Raw genomic sequence first — 17,003 nt, 5'->3', positions numbered from 1 at the left:
ATCAAAGTTGCACGCCTGGCCCGGTGGCGCCATCGACACCCACGCGGAACAAACAGGCGATCTCCTCCTCGTCTGCAACCCCTTCTCCTATCACCTGAATACCCAGTGAATGGCACAGCGTGGCCATGCCGCGCACAATGGTTTGCTGCTCATTTGAAGTATGCAGTTGGTGAACAAGGCTGCTATCCATTTTTAAGTAAGCAAGCCCTACATCGTGCAAATCAGCAAGTTTGGTGAATTCTGCCCCTACGTGTTCAATGCCAAATGTGCAGCCAAGCGGACGTAAAGCGGTACAAAGCCCCCGTAAACTGCCAATCGCATGCGTGCTAAGCGTAGCAGGCACTTCAAAACAGAGCTGCTTGGCCAGTAGGGGGTGGGCAACCAACAGTGTCCGCAGCTCGTTAACAAACTGCGTGTTTGTGATGGATGCTGCGGAGAGGTTAATGCCTACCGGTTTAAGATCAGTTTGGAGGTTGGTTAGTGCTTTTTTGACAACAGCTAAATCGAGCGCGGGCTCCATCTCAAAGCGGGTTATCCAGGGAATAAAGACACCAGCGGTGTGCCAATCACCGCCTAGCAATAAGCGGGCCGGGCATTCGTAATGGATGATGTCTCCCTGGGCGTCTACTACAGGGAAGTAAGCTAACTCTGGGCCAACCAGAATGGCTGCTTCCAGTGCATTTCGCCATTCGGCATGGCTGCTATAAAGTGAAATGCGCTGACGCTGACGTACGACGACTTGTTCGAAGGACGTTAAGCTTTCGGCCTGTGCCAAGGCGTCATCCAGGGTGGCTAATAGTGTGCCGCGCTCATCATGGGGTGCATAGGGCACAATCGCCGTAGGAAGATAAATTTCCACGTCGGGCTGCGTGGCGGCTACCTCAGCCAAGGATGCCATCACTTGAATTCGTAGCTCTTCTACATCATCCATTAGCGGTAGCATAAAGATAAAATCACTACCGTTTAGGCGGCCTACCATCGGTTCTGCCGACACGCTGTCCAATTGCCCCAACTGGGTAACTAGCGTACTTAATAGTTGGTCGGTGGCAGCGTAGCCGAGCTGCTCGTTGAGAGTCTCTAATGCCTGGATGCGAACCATGATCAGCATACCGGTTGCACGCGCATCTTCGCTGCCCAATTGAGACGACAGTTTGCCCATAAAAACATCGCGATTTAACGCACCGGTGACTCGGTCATGCTGTAAGTGGCGGCGCAACTCATCCAGCTTATGACTTTCGTGACTCAGCATCTGATGAACATTGGCAGAGAGTACGTTCATTGCCTGGGTGACTTGGCGTAATTCCAGGGTGCGTGGCTCTTTAATGGTGGTAAAACGGCGTGCGCTGATATCTTGTGCCTGTGTGACGACACGGGAAAGGGGGTGCTTAATACCACGAACGATCACCGTCGCAATCGCTAAGCTGATTACTCCAGCAAGTAAAAACCAGGCGGCGAGTTCCAGCATGCTGCGCCATAAAGAGGTATAGGCAAAACTGTGCTGGCTCTCAAGCTCCAACGTGCCGTACTGGCGCCAGCCGTCTTGGATCGTCGCTATGCCACTGGGCACATCAAACTCGACAAGCTGACGAAACCAGGCAGGCACATCGCCACTATACTCTTCGGCTGAGCGCTCAATAAGTACAGTGTCGTCTGTATCACGCAGAGTGATTTGGCGGTAGTAACCGGTATCAAATTGAGCGGCGATTAACAGTTCGAGAGTGACAAGGTCTTTATCGAGCTGGCTCATGGAAAGTGCCAAAGCGGTAGCATTGTCTTCATTCTTAATACGCACTTCCTGCTCGATATAGTCGCGGCTAGTGGTAATGCTAATGGCGAGGCTACCAATGAACGACAGCAGCAGCAGGGCGATAATGGCAATCCAAAGTTGTTTGATAAGTGACATCTTGCCAATTCCTCTTAAATGAAACCTTGGGTTTGCATACGTCCGATGACGCTGCGCCAGCGTGATAGCCGAGCCAATGGATCTGCGCGGGATTCAGATGAACCGCCAGCCCAAAGGCCATCACTATTAAAACTAAACAGTGGGTCAAGATCAGTACGCTGAGAGGCAGGGGTGATGGAAGGTACAATGTTGTCCAGTACCAGGGGTTCTGCATCGGGCGTCGAGTAATAGCCTAGCACCATGTGGGCTTGGGTAATTTGACTACGCCCTATGCGCGCACGGACATAAATCATGCGTAGGTATTGACTGGTAACACCCAACTGCTTAAGGCTAATGTATTTGGCGATTGAGTAGTCCTCGCAATCTCCTTGACCTTTACCCATCGCTTCCAAAGGTGTGGCCCAAAAATCTTCCTCTCCCCAAACTTGAATATCATCCACCCATCGGATGCGACGATTAAAGAAGTCATTAACCCCGCGTAGTTTGGCTTGAATATCTTGATTTTGCAGCTGTTGAAGAAGAGCAAACCACTCTTCTAATATGGCTAAGCCAGCCTGCCCATACTGTTGTTGCATGCTTTGACGTAAGCGTTGAGGATCAAACGCTATCGCAGGCGTTGGATGAATGCCAATACCTGCGCCCAACCAAAGCGCGCCGACAGTTGCTAAGAACTGCCGACGCGAAAATACAGGAGGGCTTTGGTCTGAGGATGCAGGCATGAGTCGCCATTAGTAACCGCCAAATAGAGGTTAAGATTACAAGCTGGCGGGTTGAAGTGCTACACCTCTCAGTCAAAAGGATGGGTTATTGAGCGGCTGCCTGATGCGTATTTTCTATTAATGGATCAATCAGCGGCTCAAGCTCAGGCCATACATTGTCGAGGATAATCGGCTGTGCATCGGCGGTAGGGTGAATGCCATCACTCTGCATTAGAGCATCGTTCAGGGCGATATCCGCGAGTAAAAAGGGCACTAATGGTACGTCATACTCCTCTGCCAGCGAGTAAAAGACCCCAGTAAAAGCATCCCGGTAGGCTTGGCCATAGTTGGGCGGAATATCGATTCCCAACAGCAGTACCCGAGCACCTGCATCCTGGCTCTGCTCAATCATGCTGGCTAGGTTCGCCTGCATTTGATTGGGTGATAAGCCGCGCAGGCCGTCGTTGCCGCCCAGTTCAATGAGAACAATATCTGGCTCCCGTTGTCCGATAATCTCAGAGAACCTTTGTAGACCCCCGGATGTGGTTTCACCGCTAATACTGGCGTTAATAACGTTCGCATCGCCTTCTAAACGCGCTGCTAGCAAGCTCACCCAGCCCTCATCACGCTCTATGCCGTAGGCGGCGCTTAAACTGTCGCCCATCACCAATAGGGTGGGGCCAGCGTCTGCACTGACAGGCTCTGCGTTGATAGACGGTGAGGTAACGGTGACTATCAGCAGCACCAGCCATCCGGTTACCATGCGGTTCAGTCCATGCCATGCCACAGGGATGCCACGCTTCATGTCATACTCCTCAAATTCCAGTTCTTCAAATTCCAGCTCCTCAGATCAAACTGCGAATTCATCTTTCGATAAAACAGTGTCAAGCGAGTCACCCCAAGGCGAGCGCCAGCCTAATACCGACAACCAAGCGGTTAACGATGTTCCCCACGGCGCCAATAGGCCGTCCATACTGCACGCAGATAAGCTGTCTAAAAAAGTCACCAGCGGTGAGCGTTCGCTCACTATCTTACACGACCTGTCGCTGAGCGTAGCGGCGGGGGAGAGTGTCGCCATTTTGGGTAAAAGCGGCGCAGGTAAATCAACACTGCTGGGCCTGCTGGCTGGTCTTGATACGCCAAGCGACGGAGAACTAACGCTCTTTGGTCACGCGTTAAGCCGTTTGGATGAGGATGGGCGTGCAGCACTGCGCGCTGGACGTGTCGGCTTTGTGTTCCAGAACTTTCAACTGCTGCCCACCCTGAGTGCGCTTGAAAACGTCATGCTCCCCCTTGAACTGTCGCCGCGCGCCGGGGAGACGCATACCGCTGCTCAGTGGTTAGCGCGAGTAGGGCTTGGCGAGCGGGTGAACCACTTGCCCAAGCAGCTTTCCGGTGGCGAGCAGCAGCGGGTGGCCGTCGCCCGTGCTTTTGTTACCGACCCTGAACTGGTATTCGCCGATGAGCCAACCGGCAATCTGGATCCTGACACCGGGGCGCAAATCATTGATCTGCTCTTCACCCTAAACCGTGAGGCGGGCACCACGCTTATTCTAGTCACCCACGACCACGCTCTGGCACGTCGCTGTGATCGCTGCCTGCGGTTAGATCATGGCAAGTTAGAGGCCGTCCCTGAAAACAGCGTACCCACCGCGGCTGCGCTTGATGAGGGCACGCAATGAGTGATGTGAACTGGCGTTTGGCAATGCGCAGCCTTAAGCGAGATCTGCGCGCTGCTGATGTGCGTGCGCTGTTTATTGCCTTGGTATTGGCCGTGGCAGCCTCCACCATGATCGCGTTTTTTCTTGACCGTTTAGAGCGCGGTTTGGAGCGCCAGGCGGGGCAGATGCTGGGTGGCGACCTAGTGCTAGAGCAGCGTGATCCGTTTTCCGAGGAACTGCGCGAACGTTTGGAGAGCGCGGGCTTTGTCCTTAGCGACCAGATAGATCTGGTGTCGATGATTAGTCGCGATGGCCGTTTTCAGCCCGCCAGCTTAAAAGCCGTGGATGAGGTCTACCCACACTACGGTGTCTCCTACGTGGATTTTGGCAATGGCACTGAGCAAATCGCCTCTGGTCCGCCGCCTGGAGAAGCCTGGGCTGACCCGCGACTGATGGAGCTGGTCGAGATTGAGCTGGGCGACCGGGTGCAAGTGGGGCAAACCGAACTGACCGTTAGCGGGATTATTGAGCGCGAAGCGGATCAGTCCGGTGGGTTTGGTAATTTTAATCCGCGCCTGATGATGAACACTGCGGATGTCGAGGCCACGGGCCTGGTTCAGGAGGGTTCGCGGATTGAATTTGAAATTCTAGCTGCGGGCGCTCCTGCAGCGCTGGATCAAGTGCAGGGGCTGCTTGCCGAGCTACGACGTGACGGGGTAGAGGTGCGCGATGTGCGCGTTGACCGCCCTCAACTCGGCAATGCGTTACAGCGTGCGGAAAGCTACCTGGGGTTAGCCGGTTTAGCGGCGGTGCTGCTAGCGGGCGTGGCCGTGGCAATGTCTACCCGCCGCTATGTGGAGCGCCACCTGGATACCGCCGCGCTGCTACGCTGCTTTGGTGCCAGCCAGCGTCAATTAGTGACGATCTTCACCCTTCAACTACTCGGTTTAGCTCTGGTAGCGGCGGTGATTGGGGCACTACTTGGGCTTCTGGGCCAAGCGGTACTGATTTGGCTGCTGGTGAGCTTTCTACCCATGACGCTCCCGCCGCCGGGGCTAATGCCACTGGGGCTAGGAGTATTCACGGCCCTTGCTGTTTTAGTTGGCTTTGCAGGGCCAACGCTGCTGCGTATCAAGCAAGTCAGCGCTCTTAAAGTACTACGTCGTGAGCTTGACCCACTGCCGCCTTCGGCTTGGCTGGTCGTGGGCGTAGCGAGTGTCGTGTTTGGCGGGCTGCTTTGGCTCTATTCGGGCAGTCTGCCACTGGCGATTGGGTTGCTAATCGGTGGTGCGCTTTTGCTGGGTGTGCTGTGGATGATTAGCGCGCTGCTGCTTAGCGGCCTATTACGCGTTGTGCAGCGATTCTCTGGGCGTAGTGAGTGGTCACAGGCGCTGAGGCTAGGTGGCCGCCAGTTGGCACGCAGGCGTCAAGCGGGGCTGGGTCAATTGCTGGCTTTCTCAGTGACTTTCTTTGCCATGGCGATGATCGTGCTAGTGCGTGGCGATTTACTAAGCACCTGGCAGGATCAACTGCCCGAAAATACCCCCAACTATTTTGCTATCAATATTCAGCCTTCTGAGCGTGATCCCTTTGAAGCCGCGGTCTCGCCGCGAGTGGAAACCCAAAGCACGCTCTACCCGATGGTGCGTGGCCGGGTGATTGCGATCAATGATCAGCCGCCGAGAGACGCTGTTCCACCGGATGCGCGGGGCGACAACTCGCTACGCCGAGAGCTCAACCTCACCTGGCAATCAGACGTGCCAGAAGGCAATGAAGTGGTGGCCGGCGAGTGGTTCTCTGCCGCGCAAACTGAGGGAGACGCGCCTCAAGGCTGGATGAGCGCCGTCGACGCAACGCCACAATCGGCGCCAGTACCTATCTCGATGGAAGATGGTCTGGCTGAAAGGCTTGGGTTGGGCATTGGCGATGAGATGACGTTCTCGGTGGGTAGCGACGAAATTACTACCCAAATTACCAGCCTGCGCAGTCTGAATTGGGATAGCTTCCAGCCCAATTTCTTCATCATCTTCCCGCCGGGCGTACTGGAGCAGTTTGGCCATAGCTACATTACCGCTTTTCACCTTCCTGAGGCGGAGCAAGGGCTGATCCGTGAACTGATCACTGACTTCCCCGGCGTCTCGCTGCTTAACGTGGACGCGATTTTAGGCCAGGTGCGGGATGTGCTCGCCCAGGTTACCCGAGCGGTGGAGTTAGTGCTTGCCCTGGTGCTACTGGCAGGCATTAGCGTGTTGTATGCCGCGCTGACCGCAAGCCGCCCGGTACGCGCCCATGAAAGTGGCCTGCTGCGCGTATTTGGCGCAGGCAGCCGGATGATTTCACGGGTACAGGGGGCTGAATACGCGTTGTTAGGCTTTGCCAGCGGTTTGATGGGCGCAGTGCTTGCGGAGCTAACGTCGGCGGTGCTGTATATTTACCTATTGGATCTCACTCCGCGTTTGCATTTGGGGCTATGGATTTTCCTCCCCATTGGCGGGGCGCTGCTGATCGGTATCATTGGTCATGCACTTTCGCGGGGTTTGCGTCGTCAAGCACCAGCAGCCAGCCTGGGGCTATTGGGTGAGGCTTAGTGATCATGAACTTATTTAGCTAGCCAGAAACCGACGACGGTGGCGCTGATGACAGCAACAAAAAAGACCAGATTACGGGCGCGAGTATCACGACGTGGTTTCATAACGGCACCAATACAGTGTTAAGTACAATGTTAAGTACGAGGTTAAGTACAAGGTTGAAGTAAAATATGCCTAGCATGGTAACGTTTGTTGTCTGCGCCGTCATCATACTGATCCAGTGACGCGACCGTTCGTTTAGGATCATTAGCTGTTTATTCAGGACTGCTATTTATGCCCCAAAACACTCCGGCGACGCACTCTGTTGCGCCAAAGCCGCTTTCCCTTGCTCAAGGACGCCTAGGGGCGCTGAGCTGGGGGAGAGCTGATGCCCCAACTTGGTTGGCTTTACACGGCTGGCTGGATAATGCCGCCAGCTTTACTCGTTTAGCCCCGCTGTTGGTCGAGGCGTTGAATATTCGTATTGTGGCGTTAGATTTTCGCGGCCACGGCCATTCGGCACACGCGCCATCTGGCAGTGACTATGCACTTTGGGACTACTGCCACGACATCTTGGATGCCATGGAGGATCTGGGACTGGAGCAAACCAGCTTACTCGCCCATTCCATGGGCGCGGCAGTGGCCTGTCTGCTTGCCGCTTCGCTGCCAGAGCGAGTCGAACGGCTAACGCTAATTGATGGGCTCGGGGCGCTCAATACGCCTATTGAAGAGACTGCTAGTCAACTGCGTAAGGGACTAGTCGCCTACCATCGGCCACTTTCCCGCGCACCGCGCTACCCCGATATCGAGAGTGCCGTTGCTGCGCGTGTTACAGGCGGGGTCACGCCGTTAGATAGCATCACGGCAGCGCCGCTAGTCGAACGCAATACCCAGTCTACTGCCGATGGTCATGTGCAAATGCGCACTGATAGCCGATTGTTAAAGCCTTCCCTGGTGCGCTTTACACCCGAGCAGGTCATTTCACTACTGGCGAACATTACCGCGCCGCTGCTACTGATAGAGGGCGAGCAGGGGATTCTGGGCGAACGGAAATGGGCCCAAGAGGCGCGGAAAGCTGTCAAAGGGTTAACCCGCCAGGTGCTCAAGGGTGGCCATCACTTACACTTGGAGCCCAGGGCAGTGGCGCAAGTCGCCTTAGTTATCGGCGGACACTGGGGCAACACCGGTACCGTTTAGGGAAGGAGCGTAGCATGAACGAACTGGCTCATTTGAACAGTGGCAATAAGGTTGCACTGGTGCTGGGGAGCGGTGGCGCCCGCGGCTATGCACATATCGGCGTGATTGAAGCGCTAGAGGCACGAGGATTTGAAATCGTGGCCGTATCCGGGTGTTCAATGGGGGCGGTGATTGGCGGGATTTATGCCGCGGGTAAGCTTCCGGAATACCGTGACTGGGTGTGCCAGCTCGACTACCTGGATGTGCTCAAACTGGTGGACGTCACCTGGAGCCCTATGGGGGCTATGCGGGCCAGTAAAGTCATGAGCAAACTAGAATCGCTGGTCGGCGATATTCTCATCGAAGACCTGGCGATCCCCGTTACCACGGTTGCGACAGACCTGGTGCGACAGCGGGAAGTGTGGTTTCAAAGCGGCCCGTTGCTGCAGGCGATTCGTGCCTCCATGGCCGTACCGGGCGTTATCACCCCGGTTCATCTTGGCGAGCAGGTGCTGGTGGACGGCGGGCTGCTCAACCCACTACCGATTATGCCCATGGTTGCCGCCCACCAATCGGATTTTGTGGTCGCGGTTAATGTCACTGCCCATAGCCCGTTGCCGGTGACCTTAGAGGAGTTACTGCCTAAAGAGGAGGAAACAGCCGATAGCCGCACCGAAAGCGAGATTGACCGTGATCAACGCATGGGGCGTTGGATTGGCGATGTGCGTGCCGCTACGCAAAAACTGTGGGCAGGACTTGGTACTAATGGCGATGGTGCTAATGGCGAGAGCGACGAAGAAGCGTTAGAAGAGAGCACTGAAGCGCGAGGCAAGCGTGAGTGGAGCAAGCTCGATATGATTTTGGAGTCATTCGATATTACCCAAGCGGCATTGGCCAAGTATAAGGTGGCCGGGTACCCGCCCGATGTGCTGATCGAAATCCCCAAAACGGTATGTAGCACTTACGAATTTTACCGGGGCCGAGATTTGATTCGCCTTGGCCGTCATTTGGCCGATGAAGCATTAGAGCGGCGCATGCCCAGCATTGCTTCTGACGCTACTGAATAGACGTCTATTGGCCCCGCTTGCGTAGCAATATATAGACGGCCCCGGTGCCACCGTCGATATCAATGGCCGAGCAGAACGCCAGTACTCCCGGCCACTCACGGAGCCAGGTGTTGGTGTGGCTTTTGAGCACAGGAAAATCCGAGGTGGTGCCCCAGGCTTTACCGTGTACGACCAGCACGCAGCGCAGGCCTTGCCCCGCCGAATCACGTAGAAAACTCTCTAACTCCGCGCGGGCCTCCTCCAACGTATAGCCATGCAGATCAAGCCCCGCCTGCCACGCCGTTTGACCGCGCTTTAGTTGGCTAAACGTACGCCATGGCAAGTCGGGCACGCTGAACTCTAGGTACTCGGAAGGGCGTACGGCTTCCACCCGACCATCCGAGGTACGTCCACTGGCTTGCGGTGTGCTGCTCTCAACCGCCGCGCTGCGCCGTGCCTCATGAGCCTTAGTGTCGCGTTTGGGCTTGCCTGGGTCGGCCTGATTAGTGGCGATAGGACGTACCCCCGCCGCCTTTAAGGCGTCGCGAAAGGCACTGATATCGTCATCGTTAGGCAGGTGGCGGTGTCGCGTCATGTCAGGCTCGGGTGGTAGCAAAATGGAGGTAGCAAGGTGAATCAGTTAAAGAAGCACAGTATAGCGGGCTGAGCGTTGCTGTGAACCGGACGAAGTGAAAGGTACAATCTTTTATTCGTTAGACGTATAACGCTTTATCGCCATGAGTATCGTTAACCAGGAGCCGCTGTGACCACGCATTTAAATGTTGAGCATTCACACTCAACCCTTTCCCTGTCGGAGTCGTTGCTGGTGAGCCAGCTCTTTACGCTACGCGACTACCTGCGCTGGGTCTCCAGCGAGTTTTATCTGGCGGGGCTGCACTATGGCCATGGCACTGACTCAGCCTGGGATGAGGCGGTGGCGCTCTGCTTAGGCGCGCTACACCTGCCGTGGAATATTGACCCCAGTGTGTTAGAGGCGCGGCTGCTGCCCGTTGAACGCCAGCGGATTATTGCCCTGGCACGAGAGCGTGTGACTTCCCGCCGTCCGCTGCCTTACTTGCTCGGCGAGAGCTTCTTTGCCGGCCATCCGTTTAGCGTTGATGAGCGCGTGCTGATTCCGCGCTCGCCGATTGCCGAGCTGATTGAAGATGGCTTTGCCGCCTGGTTCCCCGAAGAGCCGCCTGCCAGCGTGTTGGATCTATGCACCGGCTCCGGCTGTATCGGCATTGCCACAGCCCTCTATTTACCCACTTGTGAAGTGGCGCTGGCCGATATCAGCCAGGATGCCCTCGCCGTGGCACGGCAAAATATTACCCGCCACGATGTGGGAGACCGAGTGCGAGCGGTGGAGTCGGACGTGTTCAGCGGCCTGGAAGGTCGTCGTTTTGATCTCATCGTCTCCAACCCGCCCTATGTGGATGCCCGCGACCTGGCCACCATGCCCGCTGAGTTCCGCCATGAGCCCTCCTTGGCACTGGGGGCAGGCAGCGATGGTCTGGATATTGTCCGGCGGATACTGCGTCAAGCGCGGGAGCACTTAACCGATGAGGGCTGGCTGATTGTAGAAGTCGGCAACTCAGATCGCCATGTGGAAGCAGCGTTTCCCGACGTGCCTTTCCTATGGCTTGAATTCGAGCGTGGCGGCCAGGGCGTATTTGCTTTGAGCGCCGCTGAACTCGACGCCCATGCGGCGTCTTTCCAGTGAGGAACTAACCGCCATGTCTGGCAATACCTTTGGCAAACTATTTACCGTCACTACGTTTGGTGAGAGTCACGGCCCTGCGCTCGGCGCGATCGTCGACGGCTGCCCCCCGGGGCTTGCGTTAAGCGAAGCCGATTTGCAGCATGATTTGGATCGCCGCAGACCGGGCAGCTCACGACATACCACCCAGCGCAAAGAGCCTGATCAGGTGCGCATCCTCTCAGGGGTATTTGAAGGTAAGACCACCGGCACCTCGATTGGCCTGTTAATTGAGAATACCGACCAGCGCTCCAACGACTACTCAAAAATTAAAGAGCAGTTTCGGCCCGCCCACGCGGACTACACCTACCACCATAAATATGGCCACCGGGACTATCGCGGCGGCGGGCGCTCCAGCGCCCGTGAAACCGCCATGCGAGTGGCAGCCGGGGCGATTGCCAAAAAGTATTTGGCCGCCCAAGGCGTGCAGATTCGCGGCTATATGAGCCAGTTAGGCCCCATAAAAATTGATTTCAAACAGTGGGAGGCGGTGGGCCAAAATGCCTTTTTCTGTCCTGACCCGGAGCGGGTAGCCGAACTGGAAGCCTACATGGATCAGCTGCGTCGCGACCAGGATTCAGTGGGTGCAGAGATTACCGTGATTGCCGAAGGCGTGCCGGTTGGGCTGGGCGAGCCGGTGTTTGACCGCCTGGATGCTGATCTGGCGCATGGTTTGATGAGTATTAATGCGGTAAAAGGTGTTGAGATAGGTGCAGGGTTTGGTTGTATCGCCCAGCGCGGCAGCGAGCACCGTGACGAGATGACGCCCGAAGGCTTTCTCTCCAATCATGCCGGTGGCGTGTTAGGTGGTATCTCCAGCGGCCAGCCCATTGTGGCTCGCTTGGCGCTAAAACCGACCTCCAGTATTACCACACCGGGTCGCTCTATTGATATCCATGGTCATGCGGTGGAGGTGATTACTAAAGGGCGCCACGATCCCTGTGTGGGCATTCGCGCAACGCCCATTGCTGAAGCGATGATGGCGATTACGCTGTTGGATCACTGGCTGCGTCAGCGCGGACAAAATGGTGAGGTAAGCGTTGATACGCCGCGTTTAACTCAGCGCTAACGCAATACGGTGAGGTTGGCAGTTCGCTGCTACACTCAAACAAAACAAATGCATGACGACTGGTCGTGACAAACAGTGCAGGAGCCGCCTATGAAGATTAACGTTGAGTTTGATCTTACTCCGGATGAATTTCGCCAATCACTGGGCCTCCCGGATGTCGAAGCTTTTCAGAAAAACCTGCTGGAAAATATTCAACGGCAGATGGAGTCTGGTGTAGAGGGCTACGATCCCATGAGTCTGATGCGGCCTTTTCTGCAGCAGCCGATGATGCATCAAGGGCTCTCTCAAGGGCTATCTGAAGGATTGTCTCAAGGGCTAGCCAACTTTGGTACTTATCAGCAAATGATGCTTGATATGTTGCGCCAAGCGGGCAGTGCAAGCACTAACGCCAGTGCGTCTTCGACAAAGGGCAGTGATGCGGAGCCGCCCGGTACCGCCAGCGCAAAAAGCAGTGCGGCGAATGCCAAGGCGACTAGCGATAGTGCCAATAAAAGAGCCAGCAGCAGTGGTGGTAAGACCAAGTCAACAGCGTCGTCGCGCTCCCGTTCAGGCTCAAACGCACGTTCAACATCCAAGCGCAGTGATTCATAAATCGGTAACGATATACGGGCAAAGATAGATTGTGAAAGTGGGCTGTAAGCGATTGGTAACGTGGTAAAGGTCGCTACCAGCGATGAGAGTCGTCATGCGGAGCCGTTTTTGTAGCGTTACCGGATGCTGCGGCTTAAAACGGTATCGCTGTTGCAATGCAGCATGTGTAGGACTACTCTTTTTGCAGTGCAGCAAGTCGAGGTGAAGTAAGACCAGCTACATCACGATGAGTCACTCCAAGGCTCATGCCAAGGAACTAAACAGGAGCAGACACTATGCAAGATAATATGATGGACGCCTTCAACGCCCAAACTAAGCAAATGTTTGAGCCCATGCGTAAAATTAATTCGCTGATGCTCAACAACATGGAAAAAATGACCCAGTATCAGCTGGAAGCCATGAAGCGCTACAGCCAGATGGGTACCGAGCGCATTCGCAGCGCTACCGAGATTCAAGATGCAGAGAGCCTGCGCGATTTCGGCACCAAGCAAGCTGAAATGATGAACGAGCTGTCCCAGCAAATGCAGGAAGACGCACGCGTCATGAGCGAGATGAGCCTGCAGTTTAAGTCTGAAATGGAAAAAATGTTCAGTGAGGCTGGTCAGCAAATGTCCGAGCAGGCCAAGGCGGCTACTAAAAGTGAGCAGCCTGCCAAAGCCTCTAGTCAGTCCTCGCGTAAGAGCTGATTAGTGACATCATCGCGGCGCCCAAGGGCGCCGCGATGCATTTATAAGCTTAAATTTATATATGCTTACATAGCCAAAGCGGTCGGTGCGCCTGAAGATAGGCGTAGGGAGAATAAGTATGCAGTCAGCGTGGCACAATCCGTTCCAGGCAATATCGCAAGGGCTCTCTGAAAGTATGTCTAAGGAGCTTTCTAAAGGACTTTATCAAGGGCTACCTGAAGGGCTATCCCCAGCAGAGATTGAAGCCTGGAATAACCAGCTTAAAGAGATTGGTGAACAGTACCAAGGATTGATGCAGGATCTGCTTTCCCGAATCGCGCCCAGTGAAGCCGCCGACTCAATTTACAGTGATATGCGCAAAAGCTTTGAAGCGGGTGCGCAGTCGTTAATGCAAAACCCGACGCTGCTTTGGGAAACCCAGAATCGTTTGCTACAAGACCAGTGGTTATTGTGGCAGCAAGCCGTCCGTGGCATGGCTGGCGAGCAGATCACACCGCTGATAACCCCTGACAAAAGTGACCGTCGCTTCAAAGATGAAGCCTGGACGCAAGACCCACACTACATGGCCATTATGCAGCAGTACTTACTGTTCTCGCAGATGGTGGAAGAGCTGGTTGAAAGTTTAAGTGGGTTGGACGAAACCCAGCAGCGTAACTTGATGTTTTATGCACGTCAGTTGGTCAACGCGATGTCGCCAACGAACTTTATCACCACCAATCCAGAGGTCATGCGTCGTACTATTGAGACCCGTGGTCAAAACCTTGTGGATGGCTTGGCTCGCCTACGTGAAGATCTCGGTAACTCGGCTGAGGGCATCAATGTCCGCATGACAGACCGTGCAGCCTTTGGCGTGGGCGAAAACATCGCTGTAACGCCCGGTTCGGTAGTGTATGAAAACGAATTGATCCAGTTGATTCAGTACACCCCAACGACGGAAAAGACCTTTAAAACGCCGCTGCTAATGGTGCCGCCATGGATCAACAAGTACTACATTCTTGATCTACGTGAAGATAACTCCATGGTGAAGTGGCTGGTGGATCAGGGGCATACGGTGTTCTTGATCTCCTGGCGTAACCCAGGCCCGGAACAGCGCGATATCACCTGGGCCGACTATATGCAGATGGGGCCGATCAGCGCGATAGAAGCCATCGAGCAGGCCTGCGGCGAGAAGTCGGTTAACCTACTCAGCTATTGCGTTGGAGGCACATTAACGGCTTCTACAGTGGCATACCTCACCAGCACTCGGCGAGGGCGCAAAGTAAAGTCGGTGACCTATATGGCCACGCTGCAGGACTTCCGTGACCCTGGCGACATTGGCGTGTTTCTTAATGAAGGGGTCGTCGAAGGAATCGAAAAAACGCTAGAAGTGAAGGGCTATCTTGATGGGCGCTCAATGGCTTATACCTTCAACTTGCTGCGTGAGAATGATCTGTTTTGGTCGTTTTACATTAATAACTACTTGAAGGGCGAGACGCCCGCCGCCTTTGATCTGCTCTACTGGAACACTGATGGCACTAACTTACCTGCTGGGACGCATGCCTGGTACCTGCGCCATATGTATCTGGAAAACCGTCTGGTTGAGCCCGGTGGCATCGAGCTGGATGGCGTGAAAATTGATCTGCGTAAGGTATCGGCGCCCAGCTACTTTGTGTCTACCAAAGAAGACCACATTGCCAAGTGGAACAGCACTTACTACGGGGCCTTGCTCCCCAAGGGGCCGGTTACTTTTGTGTTAGGTGGCTCGGGGCATATCGCAGGTATCGTCAATCCGCCCCATAAAAACAAATATGGCTACTGGACTAACGACGCATTACCGGCAACCCATGAAGAGTGGCTGGAAAACGCTACGGCTCAGGAAGGCTCCTGGTGGCCTCATTGGCAGGCATGGATGATCGACAATGGCTATGCCGATAGCGAAAAAATGGTACCTGTGCGCCAACCCGGTGACGGTGAGCTCAAGGTGATTGAGCCTGCGCCAGGGCGCTATGTGAAGATGACGATCCCTGAGGTGTTGGGTGAGATACCGTCTTCTTCGTAATTAGCATAGGCGAATAGCCTAGGGTTTCGCGAGCGAAGCTTCCTCCCACTAAAAAGCCCGCTGACATTTTGTCAGCGGGCTTTTCTTCGCCACTGTCAGTTTCGAATGAGATAGTCGAAAGCACCCAGCGATGCTTTGGCGCCTTCGCCCATGGCAATAATGATCTGCTTGTAGGGCACGGTAGTTACATCGCCCGCGGCAAACACTCCTGGCACGGAGGTCATTCCATGAGCATCAACGATGATCTCTCCGCGAGGAGTCATCTCAATCGGTGAGCCTTTTAACCACTCGGTATTAGGCACCAGACCAATCTGAACAAAGATACCTTCCAGCGCGATCGATTTGCTCTCATCAGAGGTGCGGTCTTTATAGTTCAAACCGTTAACACGGCTGCCATCGCCCGTCACTTCGGTGGTTTGTGCATTGAGAATAATATCCACGTTAGGCAGGCTCTTAAGCTTTTTCTGTAGTACCGCGTCGGCGCGCATCTCGCCCATAAACTCTACGAGCGTCACATGGCCGACAATACCCGCCAGATCAATCGCCGCCTCAACGCCAGAGTTACCGCCGCCGATCACCGCTACTCGCTTACCTTTGAACAGCGGGCCGTCACAGTGAGGGCAGTAGGCCACCCCTTTATTGCGGTACTGCTGTTCGCCGGGCACGTTCATTTCGCGCCAGCGGGCGCCTGTCGCCAGTACCAGGGTTTTGCTCTTAAGCGTCGCACCCGATTCAAAAGTAACCTCATGTAGGCCACCTTCGGCCTCGGCTGCTTTAAACGCCGTGGCAAGCTGAAGGTTCATGACATCGACTTCGTACTCTTTTACGTGCTCTTCAAGGGCGCTAACTAGCTTGGGGCCTTCGGTATGGGAAACGGAGATAAAGTTTTCGATTCCCATGGTATCAGCCACCTGCCCACCGAAGCGTTCAGCGGCAATGCCGGTATTAATGCCCTTACGCGCTGAATAAATGGCCGCCGCAGCACCTGCCGGTCCTCCACCAATGACGAGGGTGTCGAAAGCGGCTTTTTCGCTGAGCTTTTTGGCGTCGCGTTCGGCAGCACCGGTATCTACCTTGGCCAGAATCTGTTCAAGCGTCATGCGGCCCTGATCGAACGGTTTACCGTTTAGATAGATGCTCGGTACCGACATGATTTCCCGCGACTCAACTTCGTCCTGAAACAGTGCCCCGTCGATAGCGACGTGACGCACGTTCGGATTGAAAATAGCCATCAGGTTAAGCGCTTGAACCACGTCAGGGCAGTTCTGACAGGAGAGTGAGTAGTACGTCTCGAAAAGCATCTCGCCATCAAGGGCTCTGATTTGGTCGAGTAGCTCATCAGACGTTTTGGGCGGATGGCCGCCGACTTGCAGTAGCGCTAACACCAGCGATGTGAACTCGTGGCCCATGGGGATGCCCGCAAACACCACGCCCGTCTCTTCACCCGGACGGTTGATGGCAAACGAAGGCGTGCGTGTGTCCTGGCCGTCGCTGTATAGGGTAATCTTGTCGCTCAGGCTGCTGATATCCTCGAGCAGGCCAAGCAGTTCTTGCGACTTGGCACCGTCATCGAGGGAGGCAACGATCTCGAACGGCTGAGTCACTTTTTCCAGATACGCTTTCAACTGGGATTTTAAATTGGCGTCCAGCATGACAGTAGCTTCCTCGCAAATAACAGACGTATTGAATACACGCGTGTGACGGTGCTAATCACTCATATTTTAAAAAGGGTTTAAAACAGAACGCCCGGGCGAAACCCGGGCGTTGAATCTGCACGCACTCGCTGCGTAACTAGCCGCAAGCGCGTGA

Annotated in this window: 14 protein-coding genes; 9 read left to right on the top strand and 5 right to left on the bottom strand. The window is 54.9% G+C overall.

What is annotated here, in order from left to right; genetic code table 11:
- Window position 1: 1 nt before the first annotated feature.
- From ACFIOZ_RS14160 to ACFIOZ_RS14150, 3 genes are all read right to left on the bottom strand, one after another.
- Window positions 2-1,903: an EAL domain-containing protein gene (locus ACFIOZ_RS14160; RefSeq protein ID WP_386078882.1), complete on the bottom strand. Its 1,902-nt coding sequence runs from the start codon at window positions 1,901-1,903 to the stop codon at window positions 2-4.
- A gap of 14 nt (window positions 1,904-1,917) precedes the next feature.
- Window positions 1,918-2,622: a transglutaminase-like cysteine peptidase gene (locus ACFIOZ_RS14155; RefSeq protein WP_386078880.1), complete on the bottom strand. Its 705-nt coding sequence runs from the start codon at window positions 2,620-2,622 to the stop codon at window positions 1,918-1,920.
- Between the two features lie 85 nt (window positions 2,623-2,707).
- Complete coding sequence (locus ACFIOZ_RS14150; protein WP_386078878.1) at window positions 2,708-3,406, bottom strand: arylesterase; 699 nt, start codon at window positions 3,404-3,406, stop codon at window positions 2,708-2,710.
- A 76-nt stretch (window positions 3,407-3,482) separates the two neighbouring features.
- On the opposite strand from ACFIOZ_RS14150, the gene ACFIOZ_RS14145 reads away from it, so the two are divergent.
- From ACFIOZ_RS14145 to ACFIOZ_RS14130, 4 genes are all read left to right on the top strand, one after another.
- Window positions 3,483-4,283, top strand: a complete 801-nt coding sequence (locus ACFIOZ_RS14145) for an ABC transporter ATP-binding protein (protein WP_386078875.1) — start codon at window positions 3,483-3,485, stop codon at window positions 4,281-4,283.
- The gene (locus tag ACFIOZ_RS14140; protein ID WP_386078873.1) at window positions 4,280-6,850 is read left to right on the top strand and encodes an ABC transporter permease; all 2,571 of its coding nucleotides are present in this window, start codon (window positions 4,280-4,282) and stop codon (window positions 6,848-6,850) included. Before ACFIOZ_RS14145 ends, ACFIOZ_RS14140 begins: the two co-directional genes overlap by 4 nt.
- 273 nt (window positions 6,851-7,123) lie before the next feature.
- Complete coding sequence (locus ACFIOZ_RS14135; RefSeq protein ID WP_386078870.1) at window positions 7,124-8,026, top strand: alpha/beta fold hydrolase; 903 nt, start codon at window positions 7,124-7,126, stop codon at window positions 8,024-8,026.
- Between the two features lie 14 nt (window positions 8,027-8,040).
- On the top strand, window positions 8,041-9,072 hold the full coding sequence (locus ACFIOZ_RS14130; RefSeq protein ID WP_386078868.1) for a patatin-like phospholipase family protein: 1,032 nt from the start codon (window positions 8,041-8,043) through the stop codon (window positions 9,070-9,072).
- Window positions 9,073-9,076: 4 nt separating this feature from the next.
- Here the strand turns inward: ACFIOZ_RS14130 and ACFIOZ_RS14125 are convergent, their stop codons facing one another.
- Window positions 9,077-9,646, bottom strand: coding sequence for a Smr/MutS family protein (locus tag ACFIOZ_RS14125; RefSeq protein WP_386078865.1), 570 nt, complete (start codon window positions 9,644-9,646; stop codon window positions 9,077-9,079).
- A gap of 168 nt (window positions 9,647-9,814) precedes the next feature.
- Here ACFIOZ_RS14125 and prmB point away from each other — a divergent pair, with 168 nt between their 5' ends.
- From prmB to phaC, 5 genes are all read left to right on the top strand, one after another.
- Window positions 9,815-10,774: a 50S ribosomal protein L3 N(5)-glutamine methyltransferase gene (gene prmB / locus ACFIOZ_RS14120; RefSeq protein WP_386078862.1), complete on the top strand. Its 960-nt coding sequence runs from the start codon at window positions 9,815-9,817 to the stop codon at window positions 10,772-10,774.
- Between the two features lie 13 nt (window positions 10,775-10,787).
- Entirely contained in the window at window positions 10,788-11,879 is a 1,092-nt protein-coding gene (gene aroC, locus ACFIOZ_RS14115; RefSeq protein ID WP_386078860.1) for a chorismate synthase, read from the top strand.
- Between the two features lie 90 nt (window positions 11,880-11,969).
- Window positions 11,970-12,470: a hypothetical protein gene (locus tag ACFIOZ_RS14110; RefSeq protein WP_386078857.1), complete on the top strand. Its 501-nt coding sequence runs from the start codon at window positions 11,970-11,972 to the stop codon at window positions 12,468-12,470.
- A gap of 275 nt (window positions 12,471-12,745) precedes the next feature.
- A complete protein-coding gene (locus ACFIOZ_RS14105) occupies window positions 12,746-13,156 on the top strand; it encodes a phasin family protein (protein WP_007113285.1) in 411 nt (136 codons plus the stop codon).
- 118 nt (window positions 13,157-13,274) lie between these two features.
- Window positions 13,275-15,194, top strand: a complete 1,920-nt coding sequence (phaC, locus tag ACFIOZ_RS14100) for a class I poly(R)-hydroxyalkanoic acid synthase (protein ID WP_386078854.1) — start codon at window positions 13,275-13,277, stop codon at window positions 15,192-15,194.
- 95 nt (window positions 15,195-15,289) lie between these two features.
- Here the strand turns inward: phaC and ahpF are convergent, their stop codons facing one another.
- Entirely contained in the window at window positions 15,290-16,846 is a 1,557-nt protein-coding gene (ahpF, locus tag ACFIOZ_RS14095) for an alkyl hydroperoxide reductase subunit F (RefSeq protein ID WP_386078851.1), read from the bottom strand.
- Between the last annotated feature and the right edge of the window lie 157 nt (window positions 16,847-17,003).

This window comes from Vreelandella sp. F11 (assembly GCF_042466685.1).
Classification (GTDB): domain Bacteria; phylum Pseudomonadota; class Gammaproteobacteria; order Pseudomonadales; family Halomonadaceae; genus Vreelandella.
The sequence above is the reverse complement of the archived record's forward strand: the minus strand, read 5'-3'. Positions and strand labels throughout refer to the sequence as shown.

Excerpts from the sequence above, each read along its gene's own strand:
- ACFIOZ_RS14135 (WP_386078870.1), top strand. The coding sequence starts at position 7,124 with ATGCCCCAAAACACTCCGGCGACGCACTCTGTTGCGCCAAAGCCGCTT.
- ACFIOZ_RS14160 (WP_386078882.1), bottom strand. The coding sequence starts at position 1,903 with ATGTCACTTATCAAACAACTTTGGATTGCCATTATCGCCCTGCTGCTG.
- aroC (WP_386078860.1), top strand. The coding sequence starts at position 10,788 with ATGTCTGGCAATACCTTTGGCAAACTATTTACCGTCACTACGTTTGGT.
- ACFIOZ_RS14125 (WP_386078865.1), bottom strand. The coding sequence starts at position 9,646 with ATGACGCGACACCGCCACCTGCCTAACGATGACGATATCAGTGCCTTT.
- ACFIOZ_RS14105 (WP_007113285.1), top strand. The coding sequence starts at position 12,746 with ATGCAAGATAATATGATGGACGCCTTCAACGCCCAAACTAAGCAAATG.
- ahpF (WP_386078851.1), bottom strand. The coding sequence starts at position 16,846 with ATGCTGGACGCCAATTTAAAATCCCAGTTGAAAGCGTATCTGGAAAAA.
- ACFIOZ_RS14110 (WP_386078857.1), top strand. The coding sequence starts at position 11,970 with ATGAAGATTAACGTTGAGTTTGATCTTACTCCGGATGAATTTCGCCAA.
- ACFIOZ_RS14150 (WP_386078878.1), bottom strand. The coding sequence starts at position 3,406 with ATGAAGCGTGGCATCCCTGTGGCATGGCATGGACTGAACCGCATGGTA.
- phaC (WP_386078854.1), top strand. The coding sequence starts at position 13,275 with ATGCAGTCAGCGTGGCACAATCCGTTCCAGGCAATATCGCAAGGGCTC.
- ACFIOZ_RS14155 (WP_386078880.1), bottom strand. The coding sequence starts at position 2,622 with ATGCCTGCATCCTCAGACCAAAGCCCTCCTGTATTTTCGCGTCGGCAG.
- ACFIOZ_RS14130 (WP_386078868.1), top strand. The coding sequence starts at position 8,041 with ATGAACGAACTGGCTCATTTGAACAGTGGCAATAAGGTTGCACTGGTG.
- ACFIOZ_RS14140 (WP_386078873.1), top strand. The coding sequence starts at position 4,280 with ATGAGTGATGTGAACTGGCGTTTGGCAATGCGCAGCCTTAAGCGAGAT.